Annotated in this window: 11 protein-coding genes; 6 read left to right on the top strand and 5 right to left on the bottom strand. The window is 69.9% G+C overall.

Going from position 1 to position 12030, the window contains the following annotated elements; genetic code table 11:
- The first annotated feature begins 499 nt into the window (after nucleotides 1–499).
- A complete protein-coding gene (locus tag HL658_RS35485) occupies nucleotides 500–1867 on the top strand; it encodes a peptidoglycan DD-metalloendopeptidase family protein (protein WP_180286859.1) in 1368 nt (455 codons plus the stop codon).
- Between the two features lie 25 nt (nucleotides 1868–1892).
- Here the strand turns inward: HL658_RS35485 and HL658_RS35480 are convergent, their stop codons facing one another.
- The 5 genes from HL658_RS35480 to HL658_RS35460 form a co-directional block, all read right to left on the bottom strand.
- The gene (locus tag HL658_RS35480; RefSeq protein ID WP_180286858.1) at nucleotides 1893–2126 is read right to left on the bottom strand and encodes a hypothetical protein; all 234 of its coding nucleotides are present in this window, start codon (nucleotides 2124–2126) and stop codon (nucleotides 1893–1895) included.
- Between the two features lie 33 nt (nucleotides 2127–2159).
- The gene (locus tag HL658_RS35475) at nucleotides 2160–3110 is read right to left on the bottom strand and encodes a lipid II:glycine glycyltransferase FemX (RefSeq protein ID WP_180286857.1); all 951 of its coding nucleotides are present in this window, start codon (nucleotides 3108–3110) and stop codon (nucleotides 2160–2162) included.
- A gap of 4 nt (nucleotides 3111–3114) precedes the next feature.
- Entirely contained in the window at nucleotides 3115–3975 is an 861-nt protein-coding gene (gene motA, locus HL658_RS35470) for a flagellar motor stator protein MotA (protein ID WP_180286856.1), read from the bottom strand.
- Between the two features lie 307 nt (nucleotides 3976–4282).
- Nucleotides 4283–6109 (bottom strand): phosphoenolpyruvate carboxykinase (GTP), encoded by a 1827-nt coding sequence (locus HL658_RS35465; protein WP_180286855.1) that lies wholly within the window; start codon nucleotides 6107–6109, stop codon nucleotides 4283–4285.
- 403 nt (nucleotides 6110–6512) lie between these two features.
- Complete coding sequence (locus HL658_RS35460) at nucleotides 6513–7313, bottom strand: HugZ family pyridoxamine 5'-phosphate oxidase (RefSeq protein WP_180286854.1); 801 nt, start codon at nucleotides 7311–7313, stop codon at nucleotides 6513–6515.
- Nucleotides 7314–7591: 278 nt separating this feature from the next.
- Between HL658_RS35460 and HL658_RS35455 the strand changes: the two genes are divergently transcribed.
- From HL658_RS35455 to rapZ, 5 genes are all read left to right on the top strand, one after another.
- Nucleotides 7592–8290, top strand: coding sequence for a response regulator transcription factor (locus HL658_RS35455; RefSeq protein ID WP_180286853.1), 699 nt, complete (start codon nucleotides 7592–7594; stop codon nucleotides 8288–8290).
- On the top strand, nucleotides 8259–9974 hold the full coding sequence (locus HL658_RS35450; protein WP_180286852.1) for a stimulus-sensing domain-containing protein: 1716 nt from the start codon (nucleotides 8259–8261) through the stop codon (nucleotides 9972–9974). Before HL658_RS35455 ends, HL658_RS35450 begins: the two co-directional genes overlap by 32 nt.
- Before the next feature lie 171 nt (nucleotides 9975–10145).
- Nucleotides 10146–10484, top strand: coding sequence for a hypothetical protein (locus HL658_RS35445; RefSeq protein WP_246338296.1), 339 nt, complete (start codon nucleotides 10146–10148; stop codon nucleotides 10482–10484).
- A 105-nt stretch (nucleotides 10485–10589) separates the two neighbouring features.
- Nucleotides 10590–11036, top strand: a complete 447-nt coding sequence (locus HL658_RS35440) for an HPr kinase/phosphorylase (RefSeq protein WP_180286851.1) — start codon at nucleotides 10590–10592, stop codon at nucleotides 11034–11036.
- Nucleotides 11033–11980, top strand: a complete 948-nt coding sequence (rapZ, locus tag HL658_RS35435) for an RNase adapter RapZ (protein WP_180286850.1) — start codon at nucleotides 11033–11035, stop codon at nucleotides 11978–11980. The genes HL658_RS35440 and rapZ overlap by 4 nt, the downstream gene beginning before the upstream one ends.
- Nucleotides 11981–12030 lie beyond the last annotated feature (50 nt).

The following is a 12030-nucleotide window of genomic DNA, read 5'->3' as shown; positions in this document are numbered from 1 at the left end:
GTCTTTCGCCCTGCTCCCCCGGGTCCACCCCGATGAAACCAGGCCACAGTCCCGGCTTACAAAGCCGCCGCCTGCGCATCCCTTCTCACAACACGGTATCAACTTTTCAAAGATCCCGGGGCGTTCCCACCCCAAATCCCCCGTCCGGAGACGCGTTTCGGAGCGCCAGCTTCCCGGCGCCGCAATCCGCTACCCTGTCTCGGGGGGCACCGACCCGCGCCGCTTCGTCAGCAGCACCGCGTCGGTGAACGGGGTTTTAGGCCAACCTCACCAAACCGCGCAACTACTTTTTTCATCGTGCACCGCTTTTTTCCGGAAGGGCGCGGAAGGCCCCCATCGTCTGTCCATCCCGCCTAGTGCCGGATGACCGTCCAAGGGGCAGGCGACCCGTACGACGGTTCAAGCAAGGGCTTGTCCGTTGACAGCGGGCCGCCCCCTGAGCAAGGTCGGAGCACGGGCCGCATCCGCGGTCCGGCCCCCAACCGATACGGAGGATGCGGTGCGTCCGAGGCTCGCCAGCCTTCCCACCCTCGCGCTGTGCGCTGCCGGCCTGGTCGGTCTGCTCACCCAGAGTGTCCCGGTCGATGTGCAGGCGGCGTCCGACCGCCCCGCCGGTCCGACGATCAAGCGCCAGGGTCCGGCCCCCAAGGCGAGCCCCGCACCGACAACAAAGGCGGAGCCGGCACCCGAGCCGGAGCGTCACACCTTGGCGGTTGCGCGCGGCGACACGCTGATGACTCTGCTGTCCGACGCCGATGTGCCGCGCGACGACGCCCACAGCGCCATCGAGGCGTTGCGCGAGCGGTTCGATCCGCGCAGCCTGCAGGTCGGGCAGGAGGTCACCGTACTGTTCGAACCGCGGCGCGGCGGTTCCAAGCGCTTCGTCGGGCTGGAGATCGCGCCGGATGTGGTGCGGTCCGTCTCGGTCGCGCGCGGCGACGACGGGTTCGAGACATCGGAGAACGAGAAGGCGGTGCGGCGGCTGCCCGCCGCCGGCCTGGGAGAGATCCAGTCCAGCCTGTTCGAGGCCGGCAGCAAGGCGGGTGTCCCCATCTCCGTGATGATGGCGGTGATCAAGGCCTACTCGCACGAGGTGGACTTCCAGCGCGACCTGCAGCCGGGCGACCGGTTCGCGGTGCTCTACGAGCGGATCGTCACCGAGGACGGGCGCGACGCCGGCGAGGGCGAGCTGCTCCACGCCACCCTGGTGCTCAGCGGCCGGGAGCTGCCGATCTACCGTTTCAAGGACCATGACGGCCGCGTCGACTATTACAACCGCCAGGGCGAGAGCATCCGGCGGGCCCTGCTCCGCACGCCGGTGGACGGCGTGCGCATCACCTCGGGCTTCGGCATGCGCAAGCACCCGATCCTGGGCTACAGCAAGATGCACAAGGGCGTCGATTTCGGCGCCCCCACCGGGACCCCGATCTACGCGGCCGGCAACGGCGTGGTGGAGGAGGCCGGGGCGAAGGGCGCCTACGGCCAGTATGTGCGCATCCGCCACAACAACGAGATTTCCACCGCCTACGCCCACCTCAGCCGATTCGCCAACGGGCTGCGGCGCGGCGCCAAGGTGGAGCAGGGCGAGGTGATCGCCTATGTCGGCAGCACGGGCCGCTCCACCGGCCCGCACCTGCATTACGAGGTGCTGAAGCGCGGCCAGCAGATCGACCCGCGCAGCATCGACCTGCCCACCGGCCAGAAGCTGGACGGCCGTGACCTGCGCGATTTCCAGCAGGCCGTCCGCAGCATCGAACGGCAGTTCGAACAGGCGCGCGGCGGGCTTCAGCTGGTCACCGGCAACGGTGCCGCTGATCGCGTGGTGCGCAAGCCGACCGACGCCTGCGCCGCCAAGGCCGGCTGCTGACGGCCGATGCGGGGTCCGCCCCGCGTCAGCTCTCGCGCATCATGCGGCGGATCGCCTCCGCCAGCATGCGAAGGCCGCGCTCGTCGTCGCCGGCGAGTTTCGACAGCTTTTCCCGCGCCACCGCGATCTGCGGCCGCTTCGCCGCCGCCCGGTCGATGGCGAGGCTCGCCTCCTCCGCGCTGATGTGGTCGGGATCGGGCGCGGCCGCCCGCTTTGCCGGGGGGGGCGCCGGAGCCTTTGCCGGAGGTTTCGGAGCCATGCGCGCTCTCCTCTCGCTGGTGTTGGCCGGCCGTCAGCGGTAAAGGCCGACGGTCTCCACTGCCTCGCCGCCCATCGCCGTCTTGAATTCGGTCACGCCGGGCGCCGAGTCGGGGTTGATGCCGCCGAGATCCAACGCGACCGCCCCGCGCTCCTTCCACGCCTGCATGGCACGCCAGAGCACCAGCCGCATGGCGTGGCTGCGGCGCCCGGCCTCGTTGGACCAGCCGACCTGATAGGTCGCCGACCGACCGTGCCCGTAGAACAGGGCCGAGGCAACCGGCTCGCCGCCGGCCAGCGCCGCCACCATCATCACCCCGTCCGCCTTCACCAGCGCGTTGCGAAGCCGCACGGCCAGCGGACCGGTCATCGCGCGGAAACCCTTGGCGGCGGCCTGGTCGTGCTCCTGCTTCATAAGCCAGGGCAGGTTCTTCGCCTCCGCGTCGATGTCGATGACAAGGCCCGCCTTCTCCGCCGCCTTCAGCCGCTGCCGCCAGGTGGTGGAGAAGCCGGCACGCAGCGATTCGACCGGCTTGGTGAGGTCGAGCCAGACGGTGCGGTAGCCGATCGCCATGCGGGTGAAGCCGCAGCGCGCCATCAGCCCCTCCATCGCCGGGCCGGCGGGCAACTCCGGCAGCAGGCTGGCACGGTTCAGCGGGTTGCTCGGCAGCGCCTTGCGCAGCAGGCGCAGCACCGGCTCCAGCACCTCCTCGCCCGGCACCCCATCGAACCACAGCGGCCCGCGGTGGAGCTGGCGCTCGTGGAACAGCTTGAGGTGGCGGCGTTCCAGGACCTGGACGAGTCCCAGCCCCTCCCCCGCCCGTTCGATCAGGCCAAGGCGCGGGACATAGCCGTGCGTCTTCCCCATCGCCTGGGCGTAGCCGAAGGCCTGCGGCAGGGTGGAGCGGGCGATGCGGGCGAAGACGGCGGACCAGTCGCCCATGGTCCCCTCGTTCCAGACGATCCGGACGGAGTCGCTGGTCATGGGGTCACGCCGGCGGCAGCGCCGCGGTCGCCTCTTCGACCTGGGCGAAGGATGGGCGGTATTCCGGTTCGAGCACGTTTCTTGCGTATTCCACCGAGATGGCGGGCGCGTAGCCGGAGAGGTGGGCGAGCAGACCGGTCTTCATGCACTGATAGTATTTCCCCTCCGCGTGGTAGATGTGCTTGAGACCACCCGCGATGGGAGCGAAGAAGCCGTAGGCGAAGAGCACGCCGGAGAAGGTGCCCACCAGCGCCGCACCGATCAGCTTGCCCAGCACCTCCGGAGGCTCGGTGATCGAGCCCATGGTGTGGATCACGCCCAGCACCGCCGCCACGATGCCCAGAGCCGGCACGCCGTCGGCCACGCCCTGGATGGCGTCGGACACGCGCTGGTGCTCGTGGTGCATGGTCTCGATGTCCTCCTCCATCAGGTCCACCAGCTCGTGCGGGTTGTCGGCCCCCAGCGACATCAGGCGGAGGTAGGTGCAGAGGAAGGCGATGGCGTGGTGGTCGCCGTAGAACTTCGGGAATTGCTGGAACAGCGGGCTGTCCTCCGGCTTCTCGATGTGCTGTTCGAGCGCCAGCAGGCCCTTGGTCTTGGCGATCTTGAAGACCTGATACATCATGGTGAGGAGTTCGAGATAATCCTCCTTCTTGTATTTCGGTCCTTTGAAGAGGTGGCCCACCTCCTTGCCGGTGTGGGTGATGACGCCTTTGGGGTTGGCGATGCAGTAGGCCCCGACCGCGGCTCCCAGGATGATCAGGTACTCGAAGGGCTGCCACAGCACACCCAGATGGCCGCCAGCCATAGCATAGCCGCCGAACACGCTGAAGAGGACGATGCCCACCCCGATCATCACGAACATCGCCGCCAGCTCCCTCGCCACCCGCCGGGGCTAACCCGGCCGGATCCAACCACCCGAACGCGCAGGGTCGCAGATGCGGTGCGCGGCGGGCTGTGGAATCCGCATGATCCAGATACGCCGGGCACGGGCGCCGCAACGTCCCCGCGATCCTAGCGGCGCGGCGGCGGAGTGTCACGAAGGGAGTAGACCGGAGGTGGAGCAGCCACCCGGAGTTCACCCCGAAAACCACGAAGCCCCCGCACACCGGTCAGGATGTGCGGGGGCCGGGATGTGCGGGGGCCGTTCCTGTCTCCAGGGACGCGTCACATCATGCGAGGCGCCAGACCGGCGGCGTCTCGTCCAGGCGGCGCAGCAGCTTCTCGCGCTGCTCCTCCAGCTCGGACGGAAGGTGATGGCCGAAGCGGCCGAACAGCTCGGCCTGGTCCCTGGCCTCCGCCTCCGCCTCGCCGCGGTCGATGTTCATGATGCCGTTGAAGCGGTCCTCGGAGAAGTCGAGGCCGTTCCAGTTCAGGTCCTGGTAACGCGGCATGTAGCCGAAGGGGCTCGCGGCCGGCTCCGGCGCCCGGTCGCGCACGCGGTCGACGATCCACTTCAGCACCCGCATGTTGTCGCCGAAGCCCGGCCACGCGAACTTGCCGTTGGCGTCCTTGCGGAACCAGTTGACGCGGTAGATGCGCGGCAGGGTCTCGACCTGCGTCTCCATCGCCAGCCAGTGGTTCCAGTAGTCGCCCATGTTGTAGCCGCAGAAAGGCAGCATGGCGAAGGGGTCGCGGCGGATGGCGGCCTGCCCCACCGCGGCGGCCGTGGCCTCCGACCCCATGGTGGCGGCGAGGTAGACGCCGTGCTGCCAGTCGAAGGCCTCGAACACCAGCGGGAAGGTCTTGGACAGGCGGCCGCCGAAGATCAGCGCGCGGATCGGCACGCCGGCCGGATCCTCCCAGGCCGGGTCGATGCTGGGGCACTGGCTGGCCGGGGCGGTGAAGCGCGAGTTGGGGTGCGCCGCCGGACGGCCGCAGCCGGGCGTCCAGTCCTTGCCCTGCCAGTCGATCAGGTGGGCCGGCACCTCCTCCGTCATCCCCTCCCACCAGACGTCGCCGTCGTCGGTCATCGCCACGTTGGTGAAGATGACGTTGGCGTTCAACGTCTTCATGGCGTTGGGGTTGGACTTCATGCTGGTGCCGGGGGCGACGCCGAAGAAGCCGGCCTCCGGGTTGATGGCGCGCAGCGTGCCGTCGGGCTGGGGCTTCAGCCAGGCGATGTCGTCGCCGATGGTGCGCACCTTCCAGCCGTCGAAGCCGTCGGGCGGGACCAGCATGGCGAAGTTGGTCTTGCCGCAGGCCGACGGGAAGGCGGCGGCGACGTAGGTCTTCTCCCCCTCCGGGCTCTCCACGCCGAGGATCAGCATGTGCTCGGCCAGCCAGCCCTGCTCACGGCCCATGGAGGACGCGATGCGCAGCGCGAAGCACTTCTTGCCGAGCAGCGCGTTGCCGCCGTAGCCCGAGCCATAGGAGACGATCGAGTGCGTCTCCGGGAAATGCACGATGTACTTGTGCTCGGCGTTGCAGGGCCAGGGCACGTCGGCCTCGCCCGGGGCCAGCGGCGCACCGATGGAGTGCAGGCAGGGCACGAAGTCGGCGTCGCCGAGGACGTCCAGCACCCGGCCGCCCATGCGGGTCATCATCCGCATGCTGACCACCACATAGGGGCTGTCGCTGATCTGCACACCGATGTGCGAGATGGGCGAGCCCAGCGGACCCATGCTGAAGGGGATCACATACATGGTCCGGCCGCGCATGCAGCCTTCCAGAAGGCCGTCGAGCTTGGCCTTCATCTCCTCCGGATGCACCCAGTTGTTGGTGGGACCGGCATCCTCCTTGCGCTCGCAGCAGATGAAGGTGCGGTCCTCGACCCGCGCGACGTCGCCGGGATCGGAGCGGCAGAGGTAGGAGTTCGGGCGCTTGGCGTCGTTCAGGCGGATGAAGGTTCCCTGGGCGACCATCTCGGCGCAGAGCCGGTCATACTCCTCCTGCGAACCGTCGCACCAGTGCACCCGCTCGGGCTTGCACTTCAGGGCGACCTCTTCGACCCAGTCGAGGAGCTTGTTGTTCCGGGTCCGCGGCAGCTCGTTCGTCATAGCCTTTCAGCCTCTCCTCCAGCCCCTTGGCCTGCCATCGAACATCGGTTGCGCGCCGCTGACTACGGACGCGTCGGCTTGTACGGCCAATGGGGGTTCATCATCCCAAGGGGATCATCCCCCGGGTTCCAGCGACGTTTCGACGCGGTGGGCGTGGATCCGGTGCGGCGTGTGGCCCGCCGACCGGCACCCGTCCCGCGCCGGGGATCAGGGATGGACCCGTCCGGCGACGCCGCGGGATCGGGGCACGTGCTGGGGCAGTCGGTTCATCGGTCGGGTCTCCTCATGACGCGTTGTTGTTCGTTGATGGTGTCGTTTATCGATGGCCGGGCCGCCGTTCGGGCGGCTCGGCTGGCTCAGGGTCCTTGTAGAGCGCTCATCCCCCGTCTTGAAAGTGCGGAATTCACGAGGCTGGGTGTCCGGCCGAAGTAACCCCTTCCCCACCGCCGGCGCGGGCCTGCCGGACGAGGCGCACCAGTTCGGCCCGCACCTCCCCGGACTCCGCGACCCGCTGGCCGAAAGGCAGACGCGCCACCTCGGCGCCACGGCGCAGGTCGCACCCCTCCGGATCGACACCGGTCATCGTCCACCCCGGGCCATCGCCGTCGCGCTGCGGAAATCCCAGCAGCGCGGTCGCGTACAGTTGTAGCGCGTCGGCATGGTCGTCGTTCATGTGACGCACGATCGCACCTTCCTGGTCGACCAGGGCCTGCGGGACCGGCGGCAGCAGCAGGTCGGCGGCCTCCAGCCAGCGGACGCGGCCGAAGCCGGCCACCAGATGCGCCCGCTCCACCGCCACCCGGTACACCGCGAAGTCCTTGAAGCCGACGTAGATGTCCGCTGACGGGTGGCGCGCCAGGAAGCGCGCGCGGTGGCGCGGTTCCTCCGACCGCAAGGCGTGGCCAAGCACCGAGACGCGCGCGCCGGCCAGCGGCTGCTCCAGTCCGGCGGTGCCGTCGAACAGCAGCCCCACGCGCGGATCGGCGGCGATGTTGAGCGTGTGGTCGGCAAGCGTGGAGATCAGCAGCAGCGGCGTGGCGTCATGGTCGAGTGCCACCAGCACCAGCGAGGGATAGGGCCAGCCGGCCGCGTCGCGCTGGGCGGTGGTCAGCACCGCCCGGTCGGTCGCGCGCATCACCGCGCGCGCGGCGTCGCCATGTCCCGACCGTTCCCCCGGCCCGCCGGTGGTCTCGCCGGACCTCATCGTGGACGAACCCGTCGCCGCCCCGACCGAAACCGCGCTGTCTGCGACACTCTGGCCCTTCGCGTTGCCGCCGGCCACCAATGCTGGCGGACGCTGCCGGCGAAAGCTGACGATCCCGTCGCGGCGGATGCGCTCCGCCCCAACCCCGCCATATTGGCGCAGAAAATCGGGCGTGAGAAAGGGAAAACTGGTAGATGGCATACGACGCACCCATCTGCAAAAGGTCGTCCGCCAGCTGGTCCCAATGGTCAGGCATCATCCTATGAGGAAAGGTTCCGATGGCGCACACGGTCGCCCTGGTCGATGACGACCGGAACATCCTGGCTTCGGTGTCGATGGCGCTGGAGGCGGAGGGGTTCGACGTCCGCACCTACTCCGACGGCGGCGAGGCGTTGCGCGGGCTGACGCAGCGGCCGACCGACCTCGCCGTGCTCGACATCAAGATGCCGCGCATGGACGGCATCGAGCTTCTGCAGCGGCTGCGCCAGACGTCGCACATGCCGGTCATCTTCCTGACCAGCAAGGACGACGAGGTGGACGAGCTGATGGGGCTGCGTCTGGGCGCCGACGACTACATCAAGAAGCCCTTCTCCCAGCGGCTGCTGATCGAGCGCATCCGCGCGCTGCTGCGGCGGGAAAGCCTGAGCCGCGAGAAGGAGGGCGGCGACCCCGGCCAGATGATCGTCCGCGGAGCGCTGGCGCTCGACGCGGCGCGCCACGCCTGCACCTGGAAGGGCCAGACCATCGACCTGACGGTCACCGAGTTCCTGCTGGTCAAGGCGCTGGCCCAGCGCCCCGGCCACGTCAAGAACCGCGACCAGCTCATGGACGCCGCCTACGGCGAGCACGTCTATGTCGACGACCGCACCATCGACAGCCACATCAAGCGGCTGCGCAAGAAGTTCAAGGCGGTCGATGAGGAGTTCGCCCAGATCGAGACGCTCTATGGCGTGGGATACCGCTACCGCGAGGGGTGAGCGTGCCGCCGACCGGGCACCGCGCCGCCACCATCGCCGCGGCGGCTCGCCGCTCACCCTGCGCATCCTGGCGGTCAACGTGCTGGCGCTGGCCATCCTGGTCGGCGGGCTGCTCTATCTCGGCCGCTACCAGGACCGGCTGATCCAGGCCGAGCTGGACGCGCTGCGCACCGAGGCGCGCATCTTCGCCTCGGCACTCGGCGAGGGTGCCGTGCGCCGCGACGAGGGGGCGGTGGAGGAGACCTACGTCCTGCAGCCCGAGCTGGCCCGGCAGATGGTGCGCCGGCTGGTGGAGACGACGGCGACCCGAACCCGCCTGTTCGATCCGGACGGGCGGCTGCTGTCGGACAGCCGCGTGCTGGTCGGCTCCAGCGGCGCCATCCAGATCCAGGAGCTGCCGCCGCCCGACTCCGGCAACCCGCTGTCGCGCGCGGCGGCCGACCTCTACGACCGCATCGTCGATATCCTGCCGAGCCGCGAAGCCTTCCCGGTCTACGAGGAGAGGACGGCCCCGCAGGGACCGGCCGCCGGCGATGTGGAGCGCGCGCTGGCCGGCGAAGTCGCCTCCACCGTCTGGCGCGGCGAGGGGGCGGACGGGCGCGATGGGCTGATGCTCACCGTCGCCGTGCCGGTGCAGCGCTACAAGGAGGTGCTGGGCGCGGTGCTGCTGTCGCGCGCGGGCACCGAGATCGACGCCGCCATCCGCTCCGTTCGGCTCGACATCCTGAAGGTCTTCGCGGTGGCCCTGGCGGTCACCGTCCTGCTGTCGGTCTATCTGGCCGGCACCATCGCCCGCCCCATCCGCCGGCTTGCCATGGCGGCGGACCGCGTGCGGCTGGGGCACGGGCGGCACACCGACATCCCCGACTTCCGCGTCCGCGGCGACGAGATCGGCGATCTGTCCGGCGTGCTGCGCGACATGACGGCGGCGCTGTGGACGCGCATGGACGCCATCGAGCGCTTCGCCGCGGATGTGGCGCACGAGATCAAGAACCCCCTGTCCTCCCTGCGCAGCGCGGTGGAGACGGTGAACCGGGTGGGCGACCCCGACCGGCGGGCGCGGCTGATGGCGATCATCGCCGACGACATCCAGCGGATGGACCGGCTGATCAGCGACATCTCCAACGCCTCGCGCCTCGACGCGGAGCTGAGCCGGGCCGAGCCCGAGCCGGTGGATCTCGGCGCCATGCTGCGCACGCTGGCCGACATCCACGCCACCGCGGCCCCGGAGCCGGTGCCCGCCGGCGGCCCGGGCAACGGGCCGGCACCGGACATCGGGCCACCGCGGGTGGTCGTGGACATCCCCGCCGGCGAGGATCTGACCGTGCCCGGCCTGGAGGGGCGGCTGACCCAGGTGTTCCAGAACCTGATCGCCAACGCGCTGTCCTTCTCGCCGCCGGGCGGCCGGGTCCGGCTGTCCGCCCGCCGCACCGCCGGGGCCGTGGTCGCGGAGGTGTCCGACGACGGGCCCGGCATCCCGGAAGGCAAGGAAACCGCCATCTTCGAGCGCTTCTACAGCGAGCGTCCGGCCGGCGAGAAGTTCGGCACCCATTCCGGCCTCGGGCTCAGCATCTCCCGCCAGATCGTGGAGGCGCACGAGGGAAGCATCACCGCACACAATCGAAGGTCGCCTGGCGGAGCCGTATCGGGAGCGGTCTTCACGGTAAGGTTGCCTGTGGGATAGACGCCACAAACATTCAAATTTAGCGAAATCTTCCGCACACGCGAAGGCTGGACAAGCGCGGCGATAGGCGTCATTTTTCTTAATACCGAGCGCGATGTGCGGGACGTCGGGGGCATCCCGGCCGATCGGCGGGCGACCGCCTGTTCCTTTGACGGAGAGGGCCGAAACCGGATGTCCAATGTCGTCGACCTGCATCGCTTCCGTCTCGCCCGCCTGATCCGGGACGCCGGCCACCAGCAGGGGGAGCTGGCCCGGATGATGCGGGTGGCCACCGCCGAACGGGCGCAGCTGGCCGAGGCGCTGCAGGGCGCGCAGCACCATCTGTCGCGCATCGCCGACAGCTACAAGGTGCTGCTGCGACGGCTGGAGCGGGAGCGCGATTTCCGCTCCGCCTGCCAGGAAGCGGCCGAGCTGGACGACCTGGACGAGATGATCCGCCGGCGCGACGCCCTGGCGCGCGAACTGGAAGAACTGCGGGCCGCCGCACCGCGACCGGAACTGGCGCGCTGAAACCGGCGTGCCAACCGGCGCCACCGGTGACGCCACGCTTCCGTTCGCGGTCGTCCGCGATGGACGATTGACAGAATCCGTTGGGCGTCCCAACCTCCGGCCATCATGGTGACCATACACGGCACCTGCGTCCTCGTCGGCGGCACCGGTGTCCTGCTGCGTGGACCCTCGGGTGCGGGAAAGTCGGACGTGGCGCTGCGCCTGATCGACGGGGGCGCCATTCTGGTGGCGGATGACCGCGTGGAGCTGCGGATGGTGGACGGGCGGCTGATGGCGTCGGCCCCGGCGGCGCTCGCCGGGCTGCTGGAAGTCCGTGGCCTGGGCATCGTACGGCTGCCGTGCGCGGGTCCGGCGGAGGTCGGGCTGGTCGTCGATCTGGTGGCGGCCGGCGGGGTCGAGCGGTTGCCGGACGCGGAGTCGGTCACGCTGCTGGACGCCCGTCTGCCACGGCTGGCGCTCATCCCCTTCGAGCCGTCGGCCGCCGCCAAGCTCCGCCTCGCCGCCGCCGCGGCACGCACGCACACGCTAGGTCAGGTTCCCCTCGTCCCATGACCCCCAACGCCGCCCCGTCCCTCCCGTCATCGCCCCACCCGTCGTCGCCCCACCCGTCGTCGTTGGCGTCCGCACGCGGACGGGTCGTCGTCATCACCGGCATGTCCGGGGCCGGCATGTCCGTCGCGCTGAAGGCGCTGGAGGATCTGGGCTACGAGGCGGTGGACAACCTGCGCCTGTCGCTGGTCACGGCGCTTCTGCAGCAGGCGGACCCGACGCGGCGACCGCTGGCCCTGGTGATCGACAGCCGCACGCGCGACTTCTCCGCCGAGGCCTTCGTGGAGCAGATCGAGTCGCTGCGCGAGCGGCCCGAGCTGGAGGTGCGGCTGGTCTTCCTGGACTGCGGCGACGAGGCGCTGCAGCGCCGCTTCACGGAGACGCGGCGCCGCCACCCGCTGGCCGTGGACCGCCCGGTGCCCGACGGCATCCAGCTCGAACGCAGCCTGCTCCGCCCGGTCAAGCTGCGCGCCGACGTGCCGCTCGACACCACGCTGCTGTCCATCCACGATCTGCGCCGCATCCTGGCGGCGGAGTTCCGGCTGGGGATGCAGCCGGCACTCCAGGTCTTCGTCACCTCCTTCTCCTTCCGGCTGGGGTTGCCGCGCGAGGCGGATCTGGTGTTCGACGTGCGCTTCCTGACCAACCCGCACTGGGACCCGGCGCTGCGACCGCTGACCGGGCTGGACCCGGCGGTGGCGGAGCGGGTGGCCGGCGATCCCGACTTCCCCCGCTTCTTCGACCGGCTGACCGCTCTGCTGGAGCCGCTGCTGCCGCGCTACGGCCTGGAGGGCAAGAGCTATCTGACCATCGCCATCGGCTGCACCGGCGGCAAGCACCGCTCGGTCCATGTGGCCGAACGGCTGGCGGCGTGGCTGGCGGACCAGGGCATCCGGGTCGGGCTCTCGCACCGGGATCTCGACAAGGGGGCGTCCGGCACCCCGTGACGCGGCCGACCCCGGCGACACCGAGTCCGGGTGACAAGACCGCAAGGAAA

The sequence above is a fragment of the Azospirillum oleiclasticum genome (assembly GCF_013423485.1).
Lineage (GTDB): Bacteria > Pseudomonadota > Alphaproteobacteria > Azospirillales > Azospirillaceae > Azospirillum > Azospirillum oleiclasticum.
This window is presented reverse-complemented; position numbering and strand designations above follow the sequence as displayed.

Excerpts from the sequence above, each read along its gene's own strand:
- HL658_RS35480 (WP_180286858.1), bottom strand. The coding sequence starts at position 2,126 with ATGGCTCCGAAACCTCCGGCAAAGGCTCCGGCGCCCCCCCCGGCAAAG.
- rapZ (WP_180286850.1), top strand. The coding sequence starts at position 11,033 with ATGACCCCCAACGCCGCCCCGTCCCTCCCGTCATCGCCCCACCCGTCG.
- HL658_RS35460 (WP_180286854.1), bottom strand. The coding sequence starts at position 7,313 with ATGAGGTCCGGCGAGACCACCGGCGGGCCGGGGGAACGGTCGGGACAT.
- HL658_RS35475 (WP_180286857.1), bottom strand. The coding sequence starts at position 3,110 with ATGACCAGCGACTCCGTCCGGATCGTCTGGAACGAGGGGACCATGGGC.
- HL658_RS35440 (WP_180286851.1), top strand. The coding sequence starts at position 10,590 with ATGGTGACCATACACGGCACCTGCGTCCTCGTCGGCGGCACCGGTGTC.
- HL658_RS35455 (WP_180286853.1), top strand. The coding sequence starts at position 7,592 with ATGGCGCACACGGTCGCCCTGGTCGATGACGACCGGAACATCCTGGCT.
- HL658_RS35445 (WP_246338296.1), top strand. The coding sequence starts at position 10,146 with ATGTCCAATGTCGTCGACCTGCATCGCTTCCGTCTCGCCCGCCTGATC.
- HL658_RS35450 (WP_180286852.1), top strand. The coding sequence starts at position 8,259 with ATGGCGTGGGATACCGCTACCGCGAGGGGTGAGCGTGCCGCCGACCGG.
- HL658_RS35465 (WP_180286855.1), bottom strand. The coding sequence starts at position 6,109 with ATGACGAACGAGCTGCCGCGGACCCGGAACAACAAGCTCCTCGACTGG.
- motA (WP_180286856.1), bottom strand. The coding sequence starts at position 3,975 with ATGTTCGTGATGATCGGGGTGGGCATCGTCCTCTTCAGCGTGTTCGGC.